Genomic DNA, 26033 nt, shown 5'->3' with positions numbered 1-26033 from the left:
AACCCATGCGCACCGAGGGTCGGCGATAGTCCTGCGCCTTCGACGTTCATGGATGGCCGGGACGGGGCCCGGCAATGACGGAAAGGATAGAGATGGGGCCTAGGATGCGCATCTTCAGACTCGCGTTGCTCCTCCTGGCCCTGGCGCTTCCGACGGCGGGCGCGCGGGCGCAGACCTCTCCCGAACAGGCCGCCGCCGCCCGGTTCGACGAGGTCGCGGGCAGCCCGACGCGGCTGCGCGTCTTCCTGCAGGCCATGCCGAAGGGCGGAGACCTGCACAACCACCTGTCGGGTACGCCCTACGCCGAGGACTATCTCGCGTGGGCGGCGGACGCCGGCTACTGCGTCGATCCGGCCGGGCCGCGGTTGGTTCCGCCGCCCTGTGCGCCCGGGACCGATGTGCGGGGGCTGGGCGAGCGCGATCCCTTCGCCTTCGGCCGGCTGGTCGACGCCCTGTCGACGCGCGGCCTGCAGGCTGGCGTCGGCCGCGACGACGCCTCGGGCCACACCCAGTTCTTCACCAGTTTCGGCAAGTTCGGGCCGGTCGCCAGCGCCCGCGTTCCCGACCTGATGGCGGCGACACGCCGGCTGGCGGCGGGAGACCGGGTCCAATACGTCGAGCTGATCAACAATCCCAACGCCCTCAACGCCTATATCCTGGCGGGCCCTGCGACGCCGCTCGACGCGACGGGCCTGGCCGAGGCCTACCGCCGCGAGCTGGCCGGCGCCGGTCCGGTCGTGGCTCAGGGCATGAGCGAGCTGGACCGGCATGAGGCGGATGCCCGCCTGCGTCTCGGGTGCGACAAGACCCCCCCAGGGAGGGCTTCTGACAGCCCGGCCTGCCGGGTCGAGGTCCGCTATCTCGCCTGGGTCTGGCGCGGCCTGCCGCCGGCGCAGGCGTTCCGTTCGATGGTCCTCGCCTTCCTGATCGCCGATCGCGATCCGCGCTATGTGGGCGTGAACATCGTCCAGCCCGAGGACGCGCCGATCTCGCTGCGCGACTACGACCTGCACATGGCGATGTTCCGCTTCCTGGAGGCGAAATATCCGAAGGTGCGTCGGACCCTGCACGCCGGCGAGCTCGCGCGCGGCCTGGTCCCGCCGGCCGACCTGCGCGATCACATCCGCAAGGCCATCGAGGTCGGCGGCGCCCAGCGGATCGGGCACGGGACCGACATCGCCTATGAGGAGGGCGCAGCGGCGACCCTGGCGCGGATGGCGCGCGACAAGATCGCCGTGGAGATCAACCTCACCAGCAATGACGTGATCCTCGGGGTGAAGGGGGCGGAGCACCCGCTCATCCTCTATCGGCGCGCCGGCGTTCCGGTGGTCCTGTCCACCGACGACGAGGGCATCCTGCGGACCGACCTCACCAACGAGTACGTGCGCGCGGCCCGGGAGCACGGCCTGGGCTACCTCGAGCTGAAAGGGATGGCGCGGGCGAGCCTCGAATACGCCTTCCTGCCGGGAGCCAGCCTCTGGAAGGACGGGGAGGTCGGCCAGCCTGTCGACGCCTGCGCCGGACCAAGAGGCGCCCCCGGCTGCCAGGCCCTTTTGCGCAAGAGCGACAAGGCGCGGCTTCAGGCGGACCTCGAGGAGCGTTTCGCGGCCTTCGAGAACGAGGTCGTCGGCTGGGTCTTCTGAGCGAGGCGCGGGTCTCCGGCGTCGGAGATCAGCGAACCTCGCGCCACAGCCAGGAGGCGAATATCGCAGCCGCGCCGAGCCAGGCCGTCACGATCAGAATGGCGGCCGCGTCGCTCCTCGGCCGCTTGGCTCTTTCGAGGGCGAGCGCGCGGAATTCGGCCATCAGCGGCGGCGGGATCAGGCGGATGGCGAGCGCCAGACCGAGCGGCACGATCAGAAGGTCGTCCAGGTAGCCCAGCACCGGAATGAAGTCCGGGATAAGGTCCACGGGACTGAGGGCGTAGGCCGCGACCGCCCCGGCGATCACCTTGGCGAGCCAGGGCGTGCGGCGGTCGCGCGCGGCGATCCAGAGCGCCACGACGTCGGTCTTCAACCTCCGCGCCCAGGACGTCAGCCGTTGGATCCATGCCCTCATGGGCGCGGTGTCGCATCGCTGCGGAAGGTCTGCAAAGGCTCGTCGTCGCGGCCGGCCTCAGGCGCCGCGGCCCTTGAGCAGCGACTCTGGGTCGCCGCCCAGCTCCTGGATCTTGTCCCGCCACCGCTGCAGGGCCTTCTCATAGTAGTCGAAGATGCAGGGGCAGCAGCCGCGGCCGCAGCATTCCCGATCGTCGGGGCGGGCGGGCGGCGGCGGCAGCCGGTCCGGATGGCTTCCAGGCATGCCTAAAGCCCGGCGCGCGTCTCGGCGCCGGCCGTCTGGAAGAGGCGCCGGTCGGCGATCAGCACCGGCCGGGGGCGCCGTTGAGACGCGAGCGACTGGCGCGTGGCATGACAGTCTCCATTTCCAGACCATCTACGCAAAATATCGACCGGGCGTCACGTCAGCTCCGTGTGCGTTCGGCCGAGGCGTGGGGACTGCGGAGAGGTTCCCGGACACGCGTTGGAGGAGACGATGGAGACGAGCGTCAGGACGTTCTTCGAGCGATACGAGAGCGCCTTCAAGGCCGCCCTGCAGGGCGATGTCGATAGCCTGGCGGTCGAAGGTCAGGAATTCTGATCGGCGGGGCGAGCCGGTGGGGGCGGCGACTGGTCCGGAAGGCTCGTCAACGCAGTGGCGGTGGTTCATTCAGCATGAGCCAGTAGAGCCCGAGCTGGCGCGCGGCCTCGGAGAACCGATCGAAATCGACGGGTTTCTGGATGTAGCTGTTCGCCCCGAGGCTGTAGCTGCGCAGGCGATCCTGTTCTTCGCGCGACGATGTCAGGATGACGATCGGCACCAGCCCGGCGGTCGGATCGGCGCGAACCTGTTTAAGCACCTCCAGTCCATCGACCTTGGGCAGTTTCAGGTCGAGGAGGATGACTGCAGGGGCGTCGCGCGGGTCGCGTTCCACGTGGACGCCGCGGGCGAAGACATAGTCCAGGGCCTCGGCGCCGTCCCGCGCGACGACGACCTTGTTCAGAATGCGGTTCTTCGCGAAGGCCCGCATCGTGAGCTCGATGTCGTCGGGGTTGTCTTCCACCAGGAGTATCGTGTCGCCCATGTCGGTCGTCCGTGTTCGGAGGGGGTGCTAGACGGTGAAGTAGAAGGTGGCGCCTGCGTCGGGCCGGCTCTCGGCCCAGACTTGACCGCCGTGGCGCTGGACGATGCGTTGGACGGTCGCCAGCCCGATGCCGGTGCCGGGAAACGTCTCCTGGGTGTGCAACCGCTGGAAGACGCCAAACAGCTTGTCGGCATAGGCCATGTCGAACCCGACGCCGTTGTCGCGGACGTAGCAGGTCGGGACCGCCCGCGATTGATCGACCCCGAGTTCGACCCGCGGATGGGCGGAGTGGCGGGTGAATTTGAAGGCGTTGCCGAACAGGTTCTCGAGCACGATCCGCATCAATTGACTGTCCGCCTTCATTGTCAGGCCCTCCGGTATGTCGACCTCGATCGGGTTGTCCGGCTCCTGATCCCTCAGGTCCGCGATCACCAGCCGGGCTAGGCCTGACAGGTCGATCCGCTGGCGATCGAGGTTCATGCGGTTGATGCGGGTAAGCTGCAGCATATCGTCGATCAGCTCCCCCATCCGCTGCGCCGCTGAGCGGACGCGGTGCAGGTAGCCTTGCCCCTTGTCGTCAAGCCGATCGCCATAGTCTTCCAGCAGGGCCTGACTGAAGCCGTCGATGCTGCGCAGCGGCGCCCGCAGGTCGTGAGACACCGAATAGGTGAACGCCTCGAGCTCATCGTTCTTGCGCTCCAGCTCCGCGACGAGCGTGGCGCGCGTCTCGGCGAGCTCACGCGCCGCCCGCGCCTCGGTGATCTCCAGCGTGCTCATCATGAGCTCGTCGCGGATGCGGCGGTTCTCGTCCTCGAACTGCTTGCGGCGCAGCTGCGCCTGCAGCCGGGCCTTCAGCACCTGCCATTCGCCCGACTTCTGGATGTAGTCGTCGGCGCCGGCGTCGAGGGCCTCGAGCATTGCGGCGCGATCCTCGATGGCGGTCAGCATGATCAACGGAATGTCGCGCAGCGCCGGCGCGGCCTTGATCTGCTCACAGGTCTCGCGACCGCCGAGCCCCGGCATGACGAGGTCGAGCAAGATGCAGTCGATGGGCTGTACGCCGAGGAGTTCCAAGGCTTCTTCGCCAGACTGGGCGAGCGCGACGTCATAACCCTCGTCGCGAAGCGCGGCGGCGAGTTCCTGGAGATGGGTCATGCTGTCGTCGACAGCCAGGATCCGCTTGGGCGCGAGCAGGCTGGCCGATTCCTCGGGCCCGCTTTGCGAAGACTGCCTGAGCATCGCAGCCAGCTTGGCCAGGACTAGGTCAACATTGTCCTCCTTGTGGACGAAGGCGTCGGCTCCCGCCTCATAGGCCTGGAGTTCAGCGGAGCGGTCGGCCTGGGCCGTCAGGAGCAGGCACGGCGTGCCGCGAAGGGCCGAGTCCAGACGCAGCCGGCGGATCACCGTCGCGCCGTCGATGCCGGGCAGGACTCCGTCCACAATGATGGCGTTGGGTCGCCGGTCCGCGGCGACGCGAAGTCCCTGCTCGCCGTCGACGGCGAGCAGGATATCGTATCCGGCGTAGGCAAGCGCGTCGCGCAGCTGCTCGCGGACGGTCGCGCTGTCGTCGATCACCAGCACGAGCGCATTCGTGGAGTCGCGGTCGTTGCGGCCCGCGCCCAGAAGTTCGCGCGCCCGCTTCACGACGTTCTGGGCGTCGTAGGGCTTGCCCACATATTCGTCGGCGCCGCTGCGCAGGCCGCGGACCCGGTCGCGGACCTCCGCTTCCGTGGAAAGCAGGAGGACCCCGGTATCGGCGCTGCCAGGCGAGGCGCGGATCTCGCTCAGGAACTGGACGCCGTCGCCGTCGGGCAACAGGACGTCCAGGATGATCACCCCGACCTGCGTCTCGGCCAGGATTTCGCGGGCCTCGGCGAGAGAGCCGCAGACCAGCGCCTCGAGGCCCGCCGCGGCGAACGCCTCGGCGAGGTCCATGCGCACCGTGATGCTGTCGTCGACGATGAGGACCGAGCCGGTCACGCGGCGTCCTCCGCCGCGGTCAGAGCGACCAGCGCAGGCCCGATCTCGCCGATCGGCAGCACGTGCTGCGCCGCGCCGAGAAGGATCGCCTCCCGGGGCATGCCGAAGACGACCGAACTCGCCTCGTCCTGCGCGATGGTCAGGCCGCCGGCCCGGCGGATCGCCAGCATCCCGGCTGCGCCGTCCCGGCCCATCCCGGTGAGCAGGCAGGCCGTCGCCGCGCCGCCGACTTCCCGCGCCACCGATTCGAACAGCACGTCGACGGACGGGCGGCAGGAGTGCCGCTCGGGCGCGTCACTGAGGCGCAGCAGGCCGTCGCGGACCGTCAGGTGTCGTCCGGGCGGCGCGAGGATGACCCGCCCGCGGGCATGCTCGAGCCGTTCGCCGTCTTCCGGAAATCGGACGCCGCGGGGTGTCTGGCCATCCAGCCAATCGCCAAAGGCGCGCCCGAACGGTTCGTTGATGTGGAGGACCAGCAGGATCGGCGCCGTAAACGCGGACGGAAGGCCGCGTAGAACCTCGACGATGGCTCCGGGGCCTCCCGTCGAGGCGCCGATGGCGACCACCTTGGCCCTCCGCGGCGCGAGCGGGCGCGCCCCGTCGGCCGATCCAGCGGCGGAAGCTGCGCTGAATGCGCTCAGCCGCGCGCGCGGATGCCGGATCACCCGGATCCGGGCGACGAGCTTGACGGCGGCGACGAGGCGGCGTTCCCACCCGCCGTCATCCTCGTCGGCGCCAGGCTTTTCGAGCACGTCCACCGCGCCGGCTGCGAGCGCCTCGTAGGTCTTGAACAGCTCGCCGCGGTTTGTGGACGAGGAGACGATCAGGATCGGCGTCGGCTGATGGGCCATGATGTATTCGGTCGCCGCCAGCCCGCTCATGGCGGGGAGCATCATGTCCATGGTGATGGCGTCGGGCCGCAGGTCGCGCGCCAGCTCGATCGCGCGCCGGCCATCTTCGGCCTGGCCCACGACCTCGATATCGCGGTCGCGCGCCAGGACTTCGCACAGCCGCATGCGGACGGTCAGGGAGTCTTCGACGACGAGGACGCGGATCGGGGCCATGGCTATCCCACCAGTCGCCTGACACTCAGCAGGAACCCGGTCTGGTCGAACTCGCCTTTGACGATGTAGCCCTGGGCGCCGACCTCTTCGCCGCGGCGCCGGTCCTCGGGCGAGGCGCGTGAGGTGACCAGGATCGCCGGGGTCTCGCGCAGATCAGGATCGCCCCGCACCTGCTCGATGAAGGTGAACCCGTCCATGCCCGGCATCTCGACGTCCACCAGGAGCAGGGCGGGGCGCTCGCGCCGGGCTGCCTCCAGCCCTTCCTCGCCCGATTTGGCGGTCTGCACGCGATAGCCTGCGGTCTCGAGGATGCTCTGCTCGAGCATGCGGGTGGTGAGCGAATCGTCGACGACCAGCAGAGGCCGCGGCAGCGGCCGCGGCTCATCGGGCGCGCCGCCGGCGTGTCGAGCCGCGCGCACGAGATTGTCGATGTCCAGCACCAGTTGCGGCGCGCCGTCCTCGTCGAGCGCGACGCCGGCCACGAGCGCGCTGGGCGGCGCCAGGTCGGGCAGGGGGTGCGGCACGACCGCAGCCATCCCCAGCGGTCGTTCAACCCCGATGGCGGCCAAGGCGCCGTCGCCGTCGACCACGACGGCCGACTGCGGCCGCGCTCCATAAGCGCGCGCCTTGGCGCCGAGAAGCGCCGACAGGGGCGCAAAGGGTATCGCTTGGCCGTCGTGCAGCACGGTTTCGCCCTGGGCGCTTCGAGCGACATCAGCGGCCTGCAGGCGCACCACCCGCCGCACGGCGTCCAGCGGGATGGCCGCCGCGCCGCCGCCGCTCTCCACCAGCAGGGCCTCTACCGAGCTGACCGACAACGGCAGCAGGAGCTCCACGGTCGTGCCTTGCCCGGTTTCCGAGCGGATGCTGACCTGTCCGCCGAGCCGCTCGGCGGTCTCGCGCACGACGTCCAGGCCGACGCCCCGGCCCGCGACGCCGCTGACGGCTTGCGCCGTGCTGACGCCTCCGGTCAGCAGGAGGTCGAGCAGAGTCTCAGCGGAGGGACTTGCGGCGCCGGCCGGCAGGACGCCCTTTCGCCGCGCGGCGCGTCGGACGGCCTCCAGGTCGACGCCGGCGCCATCGTCCTCGCAGCTGATCGCCGTGCAGCGGCCCCGCCGTGCGATGGTGAGCCGAATAGAGCCCTCCTTCGGCTTGCCAGCTCGGCCATCCGGCGGCTCGACCCCGTGCGCCGCCGCATTGCGGACCAGTTGCACCAAAGCGCCTTGGACGGCGCCGATCACATGGGCGTCCATGCGCGTCTCGCCGCCGCGTCCCTCGAAGCGGATCTGCTTGCCAAGCGCCAGGGCGGCGTCGCGAGCGGTCCGCTCCAGGGCGTTGAACAGCACGCGGGCCGGCGCCATGCGCAGGCGTTCCGCCGCCGTACGAACCTGACTGAGGTCGCGCTCGATCCGGTCCAACGACGAATCGAGGCCGCGCTGCAGGTCCCCCAGATCTGTCCGCAATTCGGCGGCAAGGAGGTGCGCGGCGCTGGCGACGCCGCCGCCGTCGCGAACGGCCTCACGGCCACGGCGGGCCGGCGCGCTGTCGGTGAGCGCCTCCGCCAGGATCCGCGCATCCCCCAAGCGCTCCAGCTTGCGGCGCAACAGGGCAAGCTCGACGCGGACCTCGCCGACACCGTCGAGGAGCGCGTCGAGTTCCGCTGTGTCGGCGCTGCGAGGCCCGGCTTCCCGCGGCTCCTTGTTGTCATCGGAAACCGGGGCGGCGGGGATGGCGAGCGCCTCGACATGGCCGCCGAGGGCGTCCAGTCGGCCGAATATCGCCTCAACATGCTCGCGGTCCGCCGCCGCGGACGTATCGCGCAGCGGCTCAAGAACGTCCTCGATCTCATGGGCGAGACCGGCGATCTCCGCCTGTTTCACGACGCGCGCCGCCCCCTTCAGCGTGTGGGCGAGCCGCAACAGTCGGGACACCGGCTCGGCGCCTTGCTCCGCTTTCTCGAGGTCGAGCGCGCCTCGCAGGAGCTGATCGAGCAGTTCCCGGGCTTCGACGCGGAAATATCTGTAGGGGTCCTGCGCCATGCGTCACGCCGGAGCGCCGGATTTCACCAGGCGCAGCAGGTCCCGAGACAGGCCGGCCAGCTGGGAGACGGTGTCGAGCGTCTGCCCGGCGCTCACTTCGGTTTCTCTGGTCGTCTGGGCGACGCTGCCGATGGCGATGTTCACCTGCTCGACGGCGGTGGACTGCTGCTTGGTGGACAGCTCGATCTCGCGCGCCGCCTCCGACGTCGGACCCAGCAGGCCGGAGATCCGCTTGAAGGAGGACGCCACCTCGCCGAACTGTCGTGAACCGGCGTCGACGGCCTTCGAACCCGTCTCGGTGGCCATGATCGTGGTGTTGACGGCGCTGCGCACCTCGTCGACGAGCGGGCGGATCTCCTTGGTGGAGCCGCCGACCCGGTCGGCCAGCTGGCGGATCTCGTCGGCCACGACGGCGAACCGGGCCCCGGCTTCTCCCGCCCCGGCCGCCTCGATCGTGGCGTTGATCGCCAGGATGTTGGTCTGTTCGGCCAGCTCCGAGACAATGTCTACGACCGCGCCGATCTGTTGGGACTTCCGTCCCAGCTCGAGCATGTGGCTGACCACCATGTCCATCTGCTGCCGGATGCCGGCTATGGAATCGTGGGCCTGATCCACGGTGCCTTCTCCGGCCCCGGCCGCCGCCGTGGTTTGCTCGGCGATCTGGGCGACACGCTGGGCGCTCTCGGCGATCTGCCGCGACGTCGCCATCAGCTCACTGATCGTGGTGCTGATCTCGCTCATCGCCGTGGCCTGCTCCCTGGCGCCGGTGGCCTGCTGGTTGGCGGCGGTCTGGAGCTCGGCGGACGAGCTTTGCACATGGGCGACCGCCGTGCCGATCTGGCGATTGAGCGCCCGAGCCAGGACGAAGCCCAATACGGTGGCGAACAGGGCGCCGGCCGCGACGGTGATCGCGACGGCGGCGATGGCGAAGGCGGCGCGGTCGGCGGCGGCCCGCTTCGCCTCGGCGAGGACTGTCTCGTTGCGCGCCACCAGGGCCTGGATCCGCGCCGCCGTTTCGTCCTTGGTCGGCGCCACCTCGCTGTCGAACGCGTCGATGACCTGGCCGATGGACGCGCCCGTTCGTCGCTGGGCCGCGACACGCTCGAACGCCTGATGATTCGCCGCTTCGGCTTGTGTGATCGCCGCGACGAGCCGGGTCTTCTCAGGGCTCGATTCCGAGCGGCCCATCTTGCCGGCGACCGCCGCGAACTCGCGGCGGGCGGCCCCCACCTGCTCGACGAAGCGTGCGTCGGCGTTGAGCAGGTAGCCGCGGCCTGCTGAGGACTTGCGTTCGAGCAGCAGGCTTAGCTGCTTGGCGTCGAGCAGGTCCTCGACGTTCACTCGGATCAGGCGCTCATTCGTCGTAACGACGCTTCGCAGCGCGACGACGGAGATGAGTCCGACGAGGATCGCGAACGCTGCGCCAAGGGCCAGACTGGCGCTGATCCGACGCGAGAATGTCCATTCCTGCAGCATGCCGAACGCTCCCCAGGTCAGTTGTCCGAAGTCGGATCGATGATGCGGCGCGCGAGGCGCCTGATGGCCGCCAGAACGGCGGAGATGTCCACCAAGGGGCGCAGTCCAGCCGCCGTCTGCACCGCGCCGCGGATGAGCCGGCCGTCGGACTCAAACTGGACCGGCGACGCGTCCGGGAGCCGCAGATGTCCCTCGATCGCATCGAACGTCAGGGCGACGCGGGCGTCTGCAAGCGTCGCCAGCCATCTGGCGACGCCTGACGGCGCCGGATGATCGAGCAGGACGCGGAGATCGTAGACGGGCGTGATGACGCCGCGCAGGCCCGCCAGGCCGAGGCAGGCCCCCGCCGCGCCCGGCAGGGGCGTGATGCGGCCGAGCGGGGCGATCTCGCCCAGGTCGGCGAGCGGCAGCGCGTACGGGGCGTCGCTGATCCGCACCGCCAGGAAATCGCGCCAGGCCGGAAGGTCCGGCGCGCGCGCGATCGCGAACGACTGGTCAAAGGCCTCCGCCAGCGCCGCAGCCTGGCTCCGTCGTCCGCTGGAGGCGTCGTTCATGGACCGCGCTCGCAGGCGTCCAGCTCGGCGCGGCAGAGCCCGATCAGGCCTGCCCGGGTGAAACCGCCTCCAAAGAGCAGCAGCCGCGACGTGTCTTCACGCTGCAGCAGCAGGAGGGCGTGGCGCAGCTCGCGGCTGGCCGTCTCATGCGCGCCGGCCTGGCGCGCGAGCCGGCCCAGATGCAGCCTCGGCATGGCGAAGGTAGGGTCGAGGTAGGCCGCCACCTGATGGGCGTCGGCAGCTGCGCGATGGTCTCCTGTCGCCTCGCGGCAGAGGGCCAGGACGTGATGGGCGCTGGCGTTCATCTCATCGATCTCGAGCAGCCGCCGGCAGGCCTGCTCCGCGGCGGTCGCCCGGTCGCTGTGCACGAGCAAGGTCGCGCGCAACAATAGGATGTCGGGATCCTCGCCGACGGCGGCGGGCAGGCGGTCCATCAGCTCAAGCGCCTCGCCGAACCGATCGCGCGCCAACAGGTCGAACACACGGGCGACATCTGACGCCGGATCGCGCCGAGGCCCGTCGGCGTCGGGGCGCGCTGCGGTCTTGGTCAGGCGTCCGACCCGCTCGGTCGAATGGAGGATCGCGGCGAACCAGCCGTCCCTTGGGGGCGCGTCCGCGACCGGCGCATGCTGTTCCACGGCTCGGCGCGCCGGATCGATCGCCGTCCGTTCGGTTTCGGACTTGCGTTGGTAATAGAAGGTCCCGTGCGTATGGAGCAGGTGAAAATCCTGGGATACTCCCCGCAAGGTCTCCGCATGACCGAGGAACAGATAGCCGTCAGGGGCGAGGGCGGCCGCGATGCGCGCCACGACCCGACAGGCGATCTCCGGCGCGTAGTACATGAGCACGTTGCGGCAGAAGACCACGTCGTAGGGCTCCGGGCCCCAGAGATCGGTCTCCTCGCCCACGAGGTTGCGCTGTTCGAAGACGACGAGCGCCTTCACCTCGTCGGCGAGCACGCGCTGAGCCCCCTCGCTGCGAAACCAGCGACGGCGCAGATCCGGCGGGGTCTCACGTAGCGCCCACTCCGAGTATCGCGCCTGCGCCGCCTTTCGCAGCGCCACCGGGTTGATGTCGACAGCCCGGATCGACAGACGCGCCGAAGGATCGTCGGCCACGTCGCGCGCGATCATGGCGATCGAATAGGCCTCTTCGCCGGTGGCGCAACCGGCGGACAGGATCCGCAACTTTCGCAGCGGCGCCCTGGCGAGGCGATCGGGCAGCACCGCGTCCCGGAAGGCGCGGAACTGATCCATGTTGCGGAAGAAGTAGGTCTCGGGGACCGTCAGTTCGGCTGCGAGCGCGCCGATCTCGGCTTGCGACGGGCCGACCTCGAGTTTTCGCAGATAGGCCCCGGCGCTGGAGGCGCCCGCCTCGATGCGGCGCGCCAACAGATCCGGCAGTTCGCTGAGCCGGCGGGTGTCGATCTGCAGTCCCAGGCGCGCGGTCAGCAGGTCTCTGAATCGTGCGAGTTCGTGGTCCGCCGGCGCGGTCGTCATGTCGCCACCTGCTCGGACGAACATGCGGTCCAAACGTCGTCTGAAACGATGCGCGCACTGTCGAGGACGAAGAGCAGTTGATCGTCCAACGCCCCGATCTGGGACACAAACGCATGGTCTGCGCCGTCCAGAAGCGGCGGCAAGGCGTGCAACGCCGCCGGGGGCAGGCGTCGAACGCCCATCACGCCATCGACGGCCAGCGCGGCCACCCGGTCGCCGCATGAGACGGTCACGAAATAGCCGAGGTCCGACGCCGCCTCGCCCAGCAACAGCGCGACGTCGATCACCGGGACTGGACCACCCCTCACGATCGACAGCCCGCAAACGAAGGGGGGAGCGCTGGGAGCCCGCTCGGTGGGCAATCGGCGCATAACCTCGCGCACCTGTGCAGCCGGCCAGGCGCAGATCCGCGGACCCACTCGGCTCAGCAGCGCCAGGTTCCCGTCGAAACCAGCCATTAGTTTGGCTCCCGCCGCTCGTCAGACCTGCAGCGCGATCTGCATTTGAGATCACAAACGCGGGGACCACAACCTATAACTGCTATTGCACAGCATTCCCGGATAGCGATTACCGTGATAGGGTGCTGCTTCCGGGGTCGTGCTTGACTTCAACTTTGAGCGGATGGTTCCCCGGTAAGCGCCTGGAAGGTGGTTCGTGTTGTCCCCACTGCGCATCCTCGTCCTCGATGATAGTCTGGCGGACGCGGAGCTGATGGCGCGGGAACTGGAGAGATCTGGCGTTCCACTGGATTGGCGCTGGGCCTCGACGGAGCGGGAGTTCGTCGAGGCGCTCGGGCCCGACCTCGACGCGATCCTGGCGGACTATTCATTGCCGGGCTTCAATGCGCTGGCGGCGCTTGAACATCTGAAACGGCGGGAACTGGGGACTCCGTTCATCATCGTCACCGGCATGCTCGGCGACGAGGCGGCCGTTGACTGCATCAAGCAGGGGGCGACGGACTACCTGCTGAAAGACCGGCTTAAGCGTCTTGGCCCCGCCGTCATGCGCGCGATAGAGGATCGGCGGGCGGCGGTCGAACGCGAGTCGGCCGAGGAACGTCTGAGGCAGTCCAAGGAGGCCGCCTCGGAAGCCCTGCGGCGCGCGAACGCCGATCTCGAGCGCCACGTCGCCGAACGGACGCGCGCACTGACGGAAGCGAACGAGAAACTGCATCTGCAGGTCGCCGAACGGCGACAGGCCGAGGAGCAGTTGCACCAGGCGCAGAAGATGGAGGCGCTCGGCCAGCTCACTGGCGGCATGGCGCACGACTTCAACAATCTGCTGACGGCGGTGATCGGCAATATCGATCTCGCCATGCGGAGGGAAACCGCGGAATCGGTGGCCAGGCTGCTCCGCGGCGCGATGCAGGGCGCCGAGCGCGGCGCCCGGCTGACATCGCAGTTGCTGGCCTTCGGCCGCCGGCAGGCGCTCACCGTCGGGCCAGTGGATCTCAATCGGCTGATCGCCAATCTTGAGCCCATGCTGGTCAGCACGCTCACGCCCGCCATCAGGATCGATAAATCCCTGCAGCCGGATCTTTTGCCTGCCTTGGCGGATACGACCCAGATCGAGCTGGCGCTCATCAATCTGGCGATCAACGCCCGCGACGCCATGCCAAATGGCGGGTCGTTGACCATAAGCACCAGGTTCGTCGACGCGACGGAGCCCGACCGGCCGATCGATCTCGGGGGCGACGCGCCGGGCTATGTCGCACTCACCGTGACCGACAGCGGCGTCGGCATGCCGCCGGAGGTGGCGGCGCGGGCCTTCGAACCCTTCTTCACGACCAAGGGGGTCGGAAAGGGGTCGGGCCTCGGCCTCTCCATGGTCTACGGCCTGGCGAAGCAGCTGGGCGGCACCGCGACCCTCGAAAGCAAGGTCGGTCAGGGCACTGTCGTCGCCATCTACGTGCCCATGGTGGCCGAAGCGCTCGTCGAGACCCGGGAAGACTATTCGACGGACCGCGTCGATCCCGCTGCGTGCGGCAGGCCGGTGCTGGTGGTCGACGACGACGCCATGGTGCGCGACACGACCTGCACGTCGCTGCGCGAGTTCGGCTACGAAGTCATGGAAGCGGGCGATGGCGCGAGCGCCCTGCGTATCCTCGACAGCGGCTGCGCCGTCGATGTGCTGGTGACTGATCTGGTCATGCCAGGCATGTCAGGTTCGGCCCTCAGCCTGCAGGCGCGGAAGCGGCGGCCGAACCTGCCGATCATTGTGATGACGGGCTATTCGGCTGCCGGACTTGAGCCCGAGGGGTTTGACTTTCCGGTGCTTCAAAAGCCCTTTCGGCCAGCGCAGTTGGCGGCGATGGTAGCCGAGTGCCGCCCGCGCTGAGCACCTTCGTTCGCGGCGCTCGCCAGCACCTGAATGCCGCATCGTAGCAGCCCGCATTCCAGCGCAGGCTACACTATAAGATGTCCGCCTAGGGTCGCGAACACCGCTCGATCAGTACGTGATCTGGAATGGCATAGCCTGCGGTTCCGAACCGGGCTCCCTCCCGGATCGCGTCTTCAAATTGAGCCCCAAAGCTTGGGAGCCGGCGCCCCTCCGGACGATCCTGACGCAAGCCGCCCGACTGTCGGGCGCCGCAGGGCTCAAACCAGAGCGCGTGCGCAGCGCCCTCCGAGGGCGCCAATCCTCTGCGAATACATGCTACTTTCTTGTCCGCCGCGAACGTCCGCTTCCTAGAACCGAAACCAGCTCCGCCGCTGTGAGGGCGAGGGCTGACTCTTGGCGGACGTTCGGAACGTCCGGTTTCGGGAGACGCCTTCAGCTCTGCCGTGGGTGTGGCGAGGCCTGACTCATTGGTCTAGACCCTTTGTGGCGCCCGGCATCGTCCTCGTCCAGGACCGCGAAACTCGGCAGCAATGGCGTTTCGCGAGGGCAGATTCGGCAGCCATGTCCTCGCCAGACATCGCCTTCTCAAGATGGAGTGCTCACTGATCGATCTCGCAAGATCATCGGCAGTCGGATTCACCGTTGGAAGCCCCGAAGCATCCAACGCGGCCCCCAGGCACAGGGCGAAAATGGCAGTGGAGGTCTTGGTGATGAGCGCCGAACACGCGACGCAGTTCTACATTGACGGCCAGTGGCGGCGCGGATCCGGTCCCCCAAGGGTAGCGGTCATCGATCCGACCTCGGAGGGGGTCATCGGCCACATCGCGGCGGGTGCTCCTAAGGACGTCGATCTCGCCGTGGCGGCCGCGCGCCGAGCGTTCGAGACCTTCTCGCGCACCTCCGTGGAGGAGCGCCTCAGTCTGCTGACGCGCATCCTGCAGCTGGTCGAGGCGCGCGCCGAACAGTTCGCCCAGGCGCTGGTGATGGAGATGGGCGCGGCGGTCAGCTTCGCCCGCGCCGCCCAGGTGCCGTTGGCGGCGGAGCATGTGCGGGTGCAGATTGATGTGCTGCGGAGCTATCCGTTCCTCACGCGCGACGGCGCCCTGGCGACCGCGAAGGAGCCGATCGGGGTCTGCGCCCTGATCACGCCGTGGAACTGGCCGCTCTACCAGATCACCGCCAAGGTGGCCCCGGCGATCGCCGCCGGCTGCACGGTCGTGCTGAAGCCCAGCGAGCTCTCCCCCTACAGCGCCCTGCTGTTCGCCCAGCTGATGCATGATGCGGATGCGCCGGCCGGGGTGTTCAACCTCGTGAACGGCACGGGCGAGGTCGTCGGCGCGGCGCTCGCCGCCCATCCCGACGTCGACATGATCTCGATCACCGGATCGACCCGCGCCGGCGTGCTGGTGGCGCAGGCTGCGGCGCCGACCGTCAAGCGCGTGGTCCAGGAACTCGGCGGCAAGTCGCCGAACCTCTTCCTCGACGACGCCGACTTCGCCCAGGGGGTCGCCAAAGGCGTCCTGGCCGGAATGCGCAACGTCGGTCAGTCGTGCAGCGCCCCCACGCGGATGCTGGTCCCGGCCGACCGACTCGCCGAGGTGGAATCCTTGGCGGCCCAAGCAGCTGCAGGGATTAGCGTCGGCGATCCCCGACACGGGGACACGACCATGGGCCCGATCGCCAACGCCGCCCAGTTCCGCCGCGTCCAGGAGATGATCGCCGCCGGCCTGGACGAGGGCGCGAAACTGATCTGTGGCGGGCTTGGCCGGCCCGAAGGGCTTGAACAGGGCTTCTTCGTGCGGCCGACGATCTTCTCTGAGGTGACGCCGCAGATGCGGATCGCCCGCGAGGAGATCTTCGGTCCGGTGCTCGCCATCATGCCCTACCGGGATGAAGAGGAGGGGATCGCGATCGCCAACGACACGATCTATGGTCTCGGGTCGCATCTGCAGTCGCAAGACCCGGAGCGCGCCCGGCGCGTGGCCTCGCGCATCCGTGCGGGGCAGGTGCACATCAACTATCCCGCCTGGGACGGGCGGGCGGCGTTCGGCGGCTACAAGCGCTCGGGCAACGGGCGCGAATATGGCGTCCACGGCCTGGAGGAGTATCTCGAGACGAAGTCCATCCTCGGCTACTAGTCGAGACGACTGATCCGCCAGGGCGGAGGCGTCAGCGACTGGCGCAGCAGCGCCACGAAGGCTGTCGTTCGGGTGCTTCGCCCGTGCCGCGCGCCGAGCATGGCGACAACATTGGCGGTCGGAGCCTCCCATTCCGGCAGCACCTGCACCAGGCGGCCGGCGGCGAGGTCGGCCGCTACATCCCACTCGGAGCGGATGGTGACGCCAAGGTCGGCGAGCGCCCAGTCGCGGACGACCGCCCCGTCGTTGCTCGACAGCGCCGGATGGATGCGGACCGTCGCCGGCTCGCGCCCCGGCCTCTGGAACCGCCAGAGGGTCACATCCTCATCGTTCTCCCGCACCACCAGGCACCGGTGATCGGCCAGATCTATCGGGCCGCGGATCGGCGGCGCGCGCTCCAGGTAGCGCGGGCTGGCGCAGAGGATCCGACGGTTGGGAGCCAGGGTCGTCATGACCTGGCTCGGCGGGCCGGGCGGGCCGATGTGGATGACCACGTCACAGCTTTCGATGAGGCGAGCTCCGGGGTGATCGGACAGCTCAAGGCTGACCGTCACGCCGGGATGGGCGCCAGCGAACGCGCCGGCGACCGGCGCCACGTGCAACCGGCCGAAGCCATGGGGCGCCATGATCCGCAGGTGTCCCGTGACCGCGCTCCTGCGGTCAGCCAAGGCCTCCGAAAGCGTCTCGATTGCGTCGCTCACCATCACCCCATGAGTGGCGACGAGCGCGCCCTCGTCGGTCAGGCTGAGCTGTCGCGCGGAGCGATCCACCAGGCGGACTCCCAGGCGGGCTTCCAGGGCGCGAAGGCGCTGGCTCACGGCTGGCGGCGTCACGTTCAGCTTGCGCGCGCTTTCCGCGAGTGAAGAGGAGCCAGCGAGCACGGCGAAGAAGGCGAGGTCGTCGGATGTCAGCATTAAGGCTGACCTTATCATTAAATGCAGATTGTCTAAATTGCGGACTTCACGCTTCAAGCGCAAGAACAGGGTGGGCCAAGGGGTTTGGGATCAGCCTGTGAACGACACCAGCGTACTCGAACAATCGGCGGCGAATGGGAAGGCGGCGAGCCTGTGCGAGCTCGAGACCCCCTGTCTCGTGCTCGACCGCGATCGGATGGAGCATAACATCGCGCGCCTTCGCGGCCGGCTCGCCAGGTTCGATGTGTCGCTGCGGCCGCACCTCAAGACCGCGAAGTCCGTCGAGGTCGCCCGCGCGGTGATGACCTCTCCGGCCGGCCCCGCAACGGTGTCGACCTTGCAGGAAGCCGCGCTGTTCGCAGCCGCCGGCGTGCGCGACATGATCTACGCCGTCGGCATCGCACCGGCGAAGCTCGCCCGCGTTCTCGAACTGCGCGCGGAAGGGGTAGACCTCGCCGTTGTGCTCGACACCGTCGAGCAGGCTGAAGCCGTGGCCGCCGCGTCTCGGCAAGCCGGCGTGAAGATCCCGGCGCTGATCGAGATCGACTGCGACGGCCACCGCTCGGGCGTGCAGCCCAAAGACGCGGCGCGGCTGCTGGCGATCGGCCGCGCCCTCGACGGCCCCGCCGAGCTCCGCGGCGTGCTCACCCATGCCGGCGGCAGCTATGGCGCGCGCGGCGCCGTGGCGCTGCAGCAATGCGCCGAGGCGGAACGGCGTGGCGTGGTCGACGCCGCCGCGATCCTGCGCGAGGCGGGCCTGCCGTGCCCCGTGGTGAGCGTCGGCTCGACACCGACCGCCCACCATGTGACCGACCTGACCGGCGTCACGGAAGTGCGCGCGGGCGTGTTTGTCTTCTTCGACCTGGTGATGGCCGGCGTCGGCATCTGCGCCGTCGAGGACATCGCTCTGTCGGTGCTGGCCACGGTGATCGGTCACCAGCGCGAGAAGGGCTGGATCCTGATCGACGCCGGCTGGATGGCGATGTCGCAGGATCGAGGCACGGCCAAGCAGGCGGTGAACCAGGGCTATGGCCTGGTCTGCGACATTGCGGGCGTCCCTTATCCTGACGTGATCCTCGCCGACGCCAACCAGGAGCACGGCGTCATCGCCCTGCGACCGGGCGCGGACGGCGCGCTGCCGGAGTTGGCGATCGGCGACCGGGTGCGGATCCTGCCGAACCACGCCTGTTCGACCGCCGCGCAGCATCGCAGCTACCACCTGGTGCGCGGCGGCTCCGACAGGGTCGAGGCCGAATGGCCCAGGTTCGGGGGCTGGTGATGCGCGCCGACCTGGTCGCCACGGTCTTCACCCCGCACGCGTCGGCCCCGGCGGGCCACTACGCGCAAGCGACGCTTGCCGGCGGACATCTCTACATCTCCGGGCAGTTGCCGATCCGGCCGGACGGCGTCGTGCTCGCCGATGACGGCTTCGAGGCGCAGGCGCGGCAGGCGATCGGCAACCTGCTGGCGATCCTCGCCGCGGCGGGCGGCGAGGCGCAGAACCTGGCCCGGGTGACCGCCTACATCGTCGGCGTCGAGAACTGGCCGCGCTTCAACGCGGTCTACGCCGCCATGCTGCCCGACGTGCGGCCGGCGCGCACCGTGGTTCCGGTGACAGAGCTTCACCATGGCGTGCTGGTGGAGATCGACGCCATCGCGGTTCTTGCCGAGCACGACTGATCTTCAGGACGCCTCGGGTGCGGAGACTGACATGACGAGCGTGGCGGACGGGTTTCTGAGAACGGAAAGGGTGGCGCGCGCGACGCCGGCGGCCGCGTCGCGGCTGACGAGCATCGACGCCCTGCGCGGGCTGGTCATGCTCATCATGCTGCTCGATCACCTGCGCGAAACCTGGTTCCTCTATGTGCCGCTCAGCGATCCGGTGGACGCGCGAACCCTGATGCCGGCCCTGTTCTTCACCCGGATCACCAGCACCCTCTGCGCCCCGGTGTTCGTCGCCCTGACGGGGCTTTCGGCCTATCTCTACGGCCAGAAGCACACGCCTGCGGAAACCTCGTCGTTCCTGGTGAAGCGCGGGCTGTTCCTGGTCCTGCTGGAGGTCACCCTCGTCAACTTCTCCTGGCGTGCGGAGATCGTCCCGCATTTTGTCTTCCTGCAGGTGATCTGGGCGATCGGGCTGTGCATGATCGCATTGGCGGGCCTGGTTCACCTGCCCCAGCGGGCCATCCTTGCGCTGGGGCTGGCGATCGTCTGCGGGCACAACCTGCTCGACGGAATCGTCCTGCCGCCGGAAAGCCCGTTCTACGTGCCCTGGGCGATCGTCCACCAGCGCTCGGCGCTCGAGGCTTTCGGGACAACCATCAAGTTCAACTATCCGGTGCTCGCCTGGATCGGCGTGATCTGCCTGGGCTGGTCGGTGGGCCCGTGGTTCAGCCAGCTGGCCCCTGACGAGCGCCGCCGCCGACTGCTGCTGCTGGGCAGCGGCATGATCGTCGCCTTCGTCCTGCTGCGGGCGCTCAACCTCTATGGCGACAAGCCCTGGTTCGTGGTCTCCGGCGACGCCTTGCGCACCGTGATGAGCTTCCTGGCGCTCACCAAATACCCGCCCTCGCTGCTCTTCCTGCTGCCGACGCTCGGCCTTGGCGCCCTGCTGCTCGCAGGCTTCGAACGGTTGGAAGGCGCGCGGGTCTCGCACTGGCTCTCGGTGCTGGGCGGCGCGCCGATGTTCTTCTACCTGTTCCACCTCTATCTGCTGCGGGTCCTCTATCTCTCGGCGATGGCCATCTGGGGACCGAACCACGGGTCGATCTTCGGCGTCAGTTCGCTGGCCTGGGTCTGGCTCTGGTACGCCGCGCTGATCGTGCCGCTCTATTTTCCGACCCGCTGGTTCTCCAACCTCAAGAAGCGCCGCAAGGACATCTCGTGGCTCAAGTACCTATGAGTGTCGGCCGGCTTCGTCGCCTGGCCGAGCGGAATCGGCCGACGGTCCAGATCGTGGTGGACGGCGAGATTGTCACGGCGCTGGAGGGCGACAGCGTCCTCGTTGCGGTGCTCGCGTCGGGCCGCACCCTGCGCCGCGCCGAGTTCGGGGGTGGCGACCGCGCCGGCTTCTGCCTCATGGGGGCGTGTCAGGACTGCTGGATGTGGACGGTCGACGGCGGGCGGCTGCGCGCCTGCACCACGGCCGTCGCCCCGGATCTGCGGCTCGTCACCCAAGCGATCAGCGAGGACCTGTGGCCGATCCATCCGTGATTGTCGTTGGCGCCGGGCCTGCGGGCGTGCGCGCCGCCGAGACCCTGGTCGCGGCTGGCTTGCGGCCGACGGTCATCGACGAAAGTCCGCGGTCGGGCGGGCAGATCTACCGTCGGCAGCCCGCAAACTTCACGCGTGGACACCAGGCGCTCTACGGAGCCGACGCCGAGAAGGCGGGGGCGATCCACGCGGTGTTCGACGGCCTGCGCGACCGCATCGCCTATCTCCCGGACACCCTGGCCTGGGCCGTCGCCGAGAACAGGCTCCATGTCCTCACCGACGGCGTCGCCAAGATCCTGCCGTTCGACGCGCTGATCCTTGCGACCGGCGCGACGGACCGGCTCGCGCCGGTCGCGGGATGGATGTCGCCGGGCTGCTACAGCCTCGGCGGGGCGCAGATCGCGCTGAAGGCTCAGGCGTGCAGCATCGGCGCGCGACCGCTGTTCCTGGGCACGGGGCCGCTGCTCTACCTGGTCGCCTATCAATATCTGAAAGCCGGCGGGCGGCCGGTCGCCGTGCTGGACACCGCGCCCTTCTCCGCCCAGGTCAAGGCGTTGCCGGACCTCGCCGTCCGACCTGGCTACGTCGCGCGCGGCCTGATGTTCCGGGCCCGTCTCCACGCCGCCGGCGTGCGCATCGAGAACGGGATCGAGCCGGTCTCCATCGACGGAGACCGCGAAGTCGGAGCCGTGCGCTACCGCACGACGCGAGGCGTTGAGCGACGGCTCGCCTGCGATGCGGTCGCCCTTGGCTTCCACCTGCGCTCCGAAACGCAGCTGGCCGATCTCGCCGGCTGCCCCTTCGTGTTCGACGCGACAACCGGACAATGGCGGCCGGAGGCGGACCAAGACGGGCGCACGCCACGTCCGGGTGTCTATCTCGCTGGCGACGGCGGGCGCGTGCTCGGCGCCGACGCGGCCGAGGTCGCTGGGCGGCTCGCGGCCCTGGCGGCGCTGGCCGACCGGCAGTTCCCCGTCGACACCGCCGAACTCGACCGCCTGCGCGCGCGGGTGGCGCGTCTCGACCGGTTCCGTCGCGGCCTTTCCACCGCCTTTCCCTGGCCAACGCGGCTGGCCGCATCGGCAGCGGACGAGGTGATCGTCTGCCGCTGCGAGGCGATCACCGCGGGCGACATCCGCGAGGCCGCCGCGGCCAAGGACGCGCCTGAGCTGAACCGAGCCAAGGCGCTGTCGCGGATCGGCATGGGGCGTTGCCAGGGTCGCTTCTGTGGATCCGCGGCCGCCGAGATCCTCGCGGCGTCGCGCGGGGTGCCTCTGGCCGATGTCGGAAGACTTCGCGGCCAGGCGCCGGTGAAGCCGCTCTCCATGGCGACCGCCGCGGAGGCGGACCAATGACGGCCGCCGACGTGATCGTCATCGGCGGCGGCATCATGGGCGCGTCCGCCGCCTTCTTCCTGCGCCGGCGCGGCAAGTCGGTGATCCTTCTCGAACGCGGCCTGGTCGGCCAGCAGGCGAGCGGCGTCAACTTTGGCAACGTCCGGCGCCAGGGCCGTCACCTGCACCAGCTGCCGCTGGCCAACCGTTCGCGCGCGATCTGGCGCAGCCTGCCCGAGCTGATCGGCGAGGACTGCGAGTTCGTCGCCGCGGGCCACCTGCGCGTCAGCTACACGCGCGAGCAGGCCGACCGGATGGAAGCCTATGCCCGTGACGCCCGCGACTATGGCCTGGATCTGGAGATGCTCTCCTCGAACGCGCTGCGCGAGCGCTTTCCCTACCTGGGCCGCGAGATCGTCGCCGGCTGCTACGACCCCACCGGCGGCCACGCCAATCCACGCCTGACGGCTCCGGCGATCGGACGCGCCGCCCGTCGCGCCGGCGCGGACGTGCGTGAAGAGGCCGAGGTGATCGGCATCGGCAAGGTCGGCGAGGATTTCGTCGTCGAGGTCGCGGGGCAGGGAGACCTTCGCGCACCCGCCGTGCTGATCACCGCCGGCGCCTGGGCCGGCAAGCTGTCGGCGCTCTTCGGCGAGCCCGTCCCGCTGGCGGTGCATGGCCCGCAGATGACCGTCACCGAACCTTTGCCCTACCGCATCGAGCCGACCATCGGAGTGTCCACCCCGCACCTGCGGGAGACGGTGTACTTCCGGCAGGTGAAGCGGGGAAACATCATCTGCGGCGGCCACGCGCGCGGCCCTGCATCCATCGAGACCAACCGGGCGACCGTGCTGCCGGAGGTGATCGTCGGCCAGATGGAGCAGCTCCGGCGCGCCATGCCCGGCTTTGCCAAGGTCAACATCATCCGCAGCTGGAGCGGCATCGAGAGCTACCTGCCCGATGACGCCCCGATCATGGGGCCGAGCGCCACCACGCCAGGATTGTTCTACGCCTTCGGCTTCTGCGGCGCCGGCTTTCAGATCGGCCCCGGGGTCGGCGAAACCATGGCCGAGCTGGTCGCGACGGGTGAGACCGGGACGCCGATCACGCCCTACGCCATCTCCCGTTTTCGAACGTGATCCCTGCGCCGCCGATGACCGATTCCACCCTCCCGACCCGACGGACCGCGATCACGGGTGCGCTGGGGCTGGCTGCCGGCCTCGCAGGCGGCGGACTGGCGGGGTGCAGTCCGCATGAGGGTGAGGGCGCCCATGACGCGCCGGGGTCAGTAGCTGGCCCGGTCGGGCCGCCGAGACGAGGAGGCCGCATCCGGGTGGCGTCGGTCTCCAGCTCCGCCGCCGACACGCTTGATCCAGCCAAGGGCGCGATCAACACCGACTACGTGCGCCACTATATGATCTACAGCGGGCTCACCCAGTTCGACTCCAACCTTAGCCCACAGCTTGGTCTCGCGGAGGCGATCGAGAGCGGAGATCGCAAGGTCTGGCGGATCAGGCTCCGCAAGAACGTGCAGTTTCACGACGGCTCGACGCTCACCTCGGAGGATGTCGTCTACTCGCTGCTGCGCCACAAGGACCCGGCGACGGCGTCGAAGGTGAAGAGCGTCGCCGACCAGATCCAGACCGTGAGCGCGGTCGGACACTATGAGGTCGAGGTGCGGCTGGAGCAGCCGAATGCGGACCTGCCGGCCATCCTGGCCACGTCCCACTTCCTGATCGTCCGAAACGGCGCGCGTGACTTCCGCAGCGCAAACGGCTGCGGGCCTTACCGGTGCAGGGTCTTCAACCCCGGCGTTCGCACCATCGGCGTGCGCAACGAAAACTACTGGAAATCCGGGCGGCCTTACCTCGACGAAATCGAGCTCATTGGGATCCCCGACGAGGTCTCTCGTGTAAACGCCCTGCTCTCGGCGGACGTACACCTCATCAACGCCGTCAATGCGCGCTCGATACGGCGCATCGAGAGGTCGGCGCGGCACCGGGTCCTGGAGACCAAGTCCGGCCTCTACACAGATCTGATCATGCGCCAGGATCGAGCGCCTACCAGCAACCCTGATTTTACGGCGGCGATGAGGTCCCTGGTGGATCGCGAGCTGATCCGCAAAGCCCTCTTCCGCGGCCGGGCGACGCTCGCCAACGACCATCCGATTGCGCCCAGCAATCCCTACTATCTGCCGGGCCTGCCGCAGCGCGCCTACGATCCGGACCACGCGAAATTCCTGCTCAAGCGCGCGGGGCTGCTGAACGTTCGATTGCCGGTCTATGCGTCGCCGGCGGCGGAGGGATCGGTGGACATGGCCTCGATCCTGCAGGAGTCGGCTGCGAGCATCGGCATGCATCTGGCGGTCAATCGCGTCCCATCGGACGGCTATTGGTCGAACCACTGGATGCGGCATCCGCTGACGTTCGGGAACATCAACCCCCGTCCGACCGCCGACCTGCTGTTCAGTCTCTTCTTCAAGTCCGACGCCGTCTGGAACGAGTCCGGCTGGAAGAACGACCAGTTCGACCAGCTGCTGTTTGCGGCCCGCGGCGAGGCCGACGAGGCCAAACGCAAGCAGATGTACGGTGACATGCAGGTGCTTGTGCATCAGGGGGGCGGGGTCGGCATCCCGGTGTTCATCAGCCTGCTCGATGCTTACGACCGCCGCCTCCAGGGCTTCGGCGCGATTCCGATCGGCGGCCTCATGGGCTATTCGTTCGCCGAAAATGTCTGGTGGGCCGGCTGACCATCGGCGTCCCGTAGATCCGCCATCGAAGGCGAAGCCCATTGCAGGGGCCCCCAGGCCCGCGACCTGCACCCGTCATCGGATCATCCCCCGACCGGACGCGATCCCAGGAGCTGAGCGACGGCCGTATGAATGGCACGCGCAGACGAAATAGAAGCTGCGGCTCCGGCGGGAGCCGCAGCTGGGACTATTTCAGGTCGGGTACGCCAGGCCGTAGGCGCCATAGACGCGCTCGCGGTAGTCCCGATCAAAGCGAGGCTCGTCTTCGGAATAATGCGGCGCGTTCTTGATCATCTCCTTGTCCAGGTCCACGACATAGCCGCCCTGGTCTACATCGTAGGTTAGCGTTTCCCACGGGAGCGGATAGTAGTCGCTGCCCATGCCTAAGACGCCGCCGAATTGGAGTACGGCATACTCGACTTGGCCGGAACGCTTCTCGACCATGAAGTTGTGGATCGTCCCGAGCTTTTCACCTGCCCTATTGAATACAGATGTCCCCTCGACCTTGTCCGATGCGATCAGGTCGTGGGTCTCTTCGGTGGGAAGCGGAGCTTTGCCTTCGGTCATCTCTGTCTCCTGGTAATGAGAATTCCCCCGCCCAAACGCAGCATCGGATGCATCGGCGATACGAAACCGAACACTTTGTCGTGGGCTGGATGCGATCGATCGGCAGCCGCCTGGGGCGTGATCCGGCCGTGCCGGACGGGGCGCAAGATAGGCCTCCTCGTCGCAGACGACCGCGCCGCGCCGAAGCTGTGCTGACGGCGCTGTTGGCGGAGTCGGGCGGCGACGAGGTCTTTCTTGACGTTCCGGCCATCAACGCCGAGGCGGCCGCCATGGCGCAGGCGCAGGCGCAGGCGCAGGCGCAGGCGCAGGCGCAGGCGCAGGCGCTGGCGCAGGCGCTGGCGCCGGTGTTCGAGACTGCGCGCATTTACAGCGGCCCAATCCCGCCGTTGCGCCTGGATCGGGTATTCGGCGTGACCACCTTCGAGCTTGGGTAAGGCCGAAGGTCCTGAGCCTGGAGGCAAGCCAAGGTCCGCTCCTGGCGCTGCTTGGACATCGCGGCCCGGGCAACGGGTCAGCGCAGCGGACGTTTCCGAGGCGCTTGTTAGGGTAGCGCCGCTGACTGATCACCGGGCGGGGCCCAGTTGTGTCCCCGCTGTCGCGAAGGAAGGTTTTTGCAGAATGTGGCCCGCTCCCGCAGGCGAACGGGTTAGGTGAGCGGATCCGGACCTACGAGAGATCACAATGCCCGCGTACACCATCGTCACCACCAGTGCGACCCAAGGCAGCGATGCGGCCGAGGTGAGCACGCTTACGAACGAGTTCGTCAACGAGAGCGAAGGCTTGGGGTACTCGCGTCGAATGGCCGAAGAGATGCTGGACCTCGCGAATCAACTCTCACTGGACTTCGACTACAGCAATGTCGGCCTCTACGAAGGCGATTTGGTCGACGAGGAGCTCGATCCGGCGCATCCTTCGTTCATTGGCATGTGGGTACTGGACGATGAGGGCGCCGCATTCGTCCCCGCAGACGGATTCCGGGAAAGCATAACCGAGCCGGACCTCTGCTAGTCGCGGGTGTCCAACGTCCGGTTATGGCGCTTTGCTG

Annotated in this window: 24 protein-coding genes; 12 read left to right on the top strand and 12 right to left on the bottom strand. The window is 68.7% G+C overall.

Annotated elements, in window-relative coordinates; all coding sequences use genetic code 11:
- Positions 1-104: 104 nt before the first annotated feature.
- Entirely contained in the window at positions 105-1643 is a 1539-nt protein-coding gene (locus tag ACSQ2B_RS10970) for an adenosine deaminase family protein (RefSeq protein WP_436049812.1), read from the top strand.
- A 28-nt stretch (positions 1644-1671) separates the two neighbouring features.
- Here ACSQ2B_RS10970 and ACSQ2B_RS10965 read toward each other — a convergent pair whose 3' ends face one another.
- From ACSQ2B_RS10965 to ACSQ2B_RS10920, 10 genes are all read right to left on the bottom strand, one after another.
- Positions 1672-2016 carry a YkvA family protein gene (locus tag ACSQ2B_RS10965; protein ID WP_436049811.1) on the bottom strand — a complete coding sequence of 115 codons (345 nt, stop codon included), beginning with the start codon at positions 2014-2016 and terminating at the stop codon, positions 1672-1674.
- 99 nt (positions 2017-2115) lie between these two features.
- On the bottom strand, positions 2116-2301 hold the full coding sequence (locus ACSQ2B_RS10960; protein WP_436049810.1) for an oxidoreductase-like domain-containing protein: 186 nt from the start codon (positions 2299-2301) through the stop codon (positions 2116-2118).
- A 382-nt stretch (positions 2302-2683) separates the two neighbouring features.
- Positions 2684-3121, bottom strand: a complete 438-nt coding sequence (locus tag ACSQ2B_RS10955; protein ID WP_436049809.1) for a response regulator — start codon at positions 3119-3121, stop codon at positions 2684-2686.
- Between the two features lie 27 nt (positions 3122-3148).
- Positions 3149-5101, bottom strand: coding sequence for a response regulator (locus ACSQ2B_RS10950; protein ID WP_436049808.1), 1953 nt, complete (start codon positions 5099-5101; stop codon positions 3149-3151).
- On the bottom strand, positions 5098-6165 hold the full coding sequence (gene cheB, locus ACSQ2B_RS10945) for a chemotaxis-specific protein-glutamate methyltransferase CheB (protein ID WP_436049806.1): 1068 nt from the start codon (positions 6163-6165) through the stop codon (positions 5098-5100). Before cheB ends, ACSQ2B_RS10950 begins: the two co-directional genes overlap by 4 nt.
- A 2-nt stretch (positions 6166-6167) precedes the next feature.
- Complete coding sequence (locus ACSQ2B_RS10940; RefSeq protein ID WP_436049804.1) at positions 6168-8204, bottom strand: hybrid sensor histidine kinase/response regulator; 2037 nt, start codon at positions 8202-8204, stop codon at positions 6168-6170.
- A gap of 3 nt (positions 8205-8207) precedes the next feature.
- Positions 8208-9680: a methyl-accepting chemotaxis protein gene (locus ACSQ2B_RS10935; RefSeq protein ID WP_436049803.1), complete on the bottom strand. Its 1473-nt coding sequence runs from the start codon at positions 9678-9680 to the stop codon at positions 8208-8210.
- Between the two features lie 17 nt (positions 9681-9697).
- Positions 9698-10234 carry a chemotaxis protein CheW gene (locus ACSQ2B_RS10930; RefSeq protein WP_436049802.1) on the bottom strand — a complete coding sequence of 179 codons (537 nt, stop codon included), beginning with the start codon at positions 10232-10234 and terminating at the stop codon, positions 9698-9700.
- Positions 10231-11733 carry a CheR family methyltransferase gene (locus tag ACSQ2B_RS10925; protein WP_436049800.1) on the bottom strand — a complete coding sequence of 501 codons (1503 nt, stop codon included), beginning with the start codon at positions 11731-11733 and terminating at the stop codon, positions 10231-10233. Before ACSQ2B_RS10925 ends, ACSQ2B_RS10930 begins: the two co-directional genes overlap by 4 nt.
- Complete coding sequence (locus tag ACSQ2B_RS10920; protein WP_436049799.1) at positions 11730-12191, bottom strand: chemotaxis protein CheW; 462 nt, start codon at positions 12189-12191, stop codon at positions 11730-11732. Before ACSQ2B_RS10920 ends, ACSQ2B_RS10925 begins: the two co-directional genes overlap by 4 nt.
- Positions 12192-12390: 199 nt before the next feature.
- Between ACSQ2B_RS10920 and ACSQ2B_RS10915 the strand changes: the two genes are divergently transcribed.
- Both ACSQ2B_RS10915 and ACSQ2B_RS10910 read left to right on the top strand, forming a co-directional pair.
- Positions 12391-14070: a response regulator gene (locus ACSQ2B_RS10915; RefSeq protein ID WP_436049798.1), complete on the top strand. Its 1680-nt coding sequence runs from the start codon at positions 12391-12393 to the stop codon at positions 14068-14070.
- 713 nt (positions 14071-14783) lie between these two features.
- On the top strand, positions 14784-16211 hold the full coding sequence (locus ACSQ2B_RS10910) for an aldehyde dehydrogenase family protein (RefSeq protein ID WP_436049797.1): 1428 nt from the start codon (positions 14784-14786) through the stop codon (positions 16209-16211).
- Here the strand turns inward: ACSQ2B_RS10910 and ACSQ2B_RS10905 are convergent.
- Complete coding sequence (locus ACSQ2B_RS10905) at positions 16208-17125, bottom strand: LysR family transcriptional regulator (protein ID WP_436049796.1); 918 nt, start codon at positions 17123-17125, stop codon at positions 16208-16210. The genes ACSQ2B_RS10910 and ACSQ2B_RS10905 overlap by 4 nt on opposite strands.
- A 97-nt stretch (positions 17126-17222) precedes the next feature.
- Here ACSQ2B_RS10905 and ACSQ2B_RS10900 point away from each other — a divergent pair, with 97 nt between their 5' ends.
- The 7 genes from ACSQ2B_RS10900 (at position 17223) to ACSQ2B_RS10870 (ending at position 24421) form a co-directional block, all read left to right on the top strand.
- Positions 17223-18404 (top strand): alanine racemase, encoded by a 1182-nt coding sequence (locus ACSQ2B_RS10900; protein WP_436049795.1) that lies wholly within the window; start codon positions 17223-17225, stop codon positions 18402-18404.
- Positions 18380-18805: a RidA family protein gene (locus tag ACSQ2B_RS10895; RefSeq protein ID WP_436049793.1), complete on the top strand. Its 426-nt coding sequence runs from the start codon at positions 18380-18382 to the stop codon at positions 18803-18805. The genes ACSQ2B_RS10900 and ACSQ2B_RS10895 overlap by 25 nt, the downstream gene beginning before the upstream one ends.
- Before the next feature lie 31 nt (positions 18806-18836).
- On the top strand, positions 18837-20027 hold the full coding sequence (locus ACSQ2B_RS10890; protein ID WP_436049792.1) for a DUF1624 domain-containing protein: 1191 nt from the start codon (positions 18837-18839) through the stop codon (positions 20025-20027).
- Complete coding sequence (locus ACSQ2B_RS10885) at positions 20009-20338, top strand: (2Fe-2S)-binding protein (RefSeq protein WP_436049791.1); 330 nt, start codon at positions 20009-20011, stop codon at positions 20336-20338. The genes ACSQ2B_RS10890 and ACSQ2B_RS10885 overlap by 19 nt, the downstream gene beginning before the upstream one ends.
- On the top strand, positions 20320-21693 hold the full coding sequence (locus ACSQ2B_RS10880) for an FAD-dependent oxidoreductase (RefSeq protein WP_436049790.1): 1374 nt from the start codon (positions 20320-20322) through the stop codon (positions 21691-21693). Before ACSQ2B_RS10885 ends, ACSQ2B_RS10880 begins: the two co-directional genes overlap by 19 nt.
- Positions 21690-22811, top strand: a complete 1122-nt coding sequence (locus ACSQ2B_RS10875) for an NAD(P)/FAD-dependent oxidoreductase (protein WP_436049789.1) — start codon at positions 21690-21692, stop codon at positions 22809-22811. The genes ACSQ2B_RS10880 and ACSQ2B_RS10875 overlap by 4 nt, the downstream gene beginning before the upstream one ends.
- Before the next feature lie 194 nt (positions 22812-23005).
- On the top strand, positions 23006-24421 hold the full coding sequence (locus ACSQ2B_RS10870) for an ABC transporter substrate-binding protein (RefSeq protein WP_436049787.1): 1416 nt from the start codon (positions 23006-23008) through the stop codon (positions 24419-24421).
- Between the two features lie 192 nt (positions 24422-24613).
- Here ACSQ2B_RS10870 and ACSQ2B_RS10865 read toward each other — a convergent pair whose 3' ends face one another.
- Positions 24614-24988 carry a PRC-barrel domain-containing protein gene (locus tag ACSQ2B_RS10865; RefSeq protein WP_436049785.1) on the bottom strand — a complete coding sequence of 125 codons (375 nt, stop codon included), beginning with the start codon at positions 24986-24988 and terminating at the stop codon, positions 24614-24616.
- A gap of 188 nt (positions 24989-25176) precedes the next feature.
- Here ACSQ2B_RS10865 and ACSQ2B_RS10860 point away from each other — a divergent pair, with 188 nt between their 5' ends.
- Together ACSQ2B_RS10860 and ACSQ2B_RS10855 are read left to right on the top strand one after the other, a co-directional pair.
- Complete coding sequence (locus ACSQ2B_RS10860) at positions 25177-25422, top strand: hypothetical protein (protein ID WP_436049784.1); 246 nt, start codon at positions 25177-25179, stop codon at positions 25420-25422.
- A gap of 247 nt (positions 25423-25669) precedes the next feature.
- On the top strand, positions 25670-25996 hold the full coding sequence (locus tag ACSQ2B_RS10855; protein WP_436049783.1) for a hypothetical protein: 327 nt from the start codon (positions 25670-25672) through the stop codon (positions 25994-25996).
- The last annotated feature ends 37 nt before the right edge of the window (positions 25997-26033 follow it).

It is taken from the genome of Phenylobacterium sp. LjRoot225 (genome assembly GCF_964252855.1).
GTDB lineage: Bacteria > Pseudomonadota > Alphaproteobacteria > Caulobacterales > Caulobacteraceae > Phenylobacterium.
Note: the sequence above shows the minus strand (reverse complement) of the source record. Positions and strands in the feature narration are given on the sequence as shown.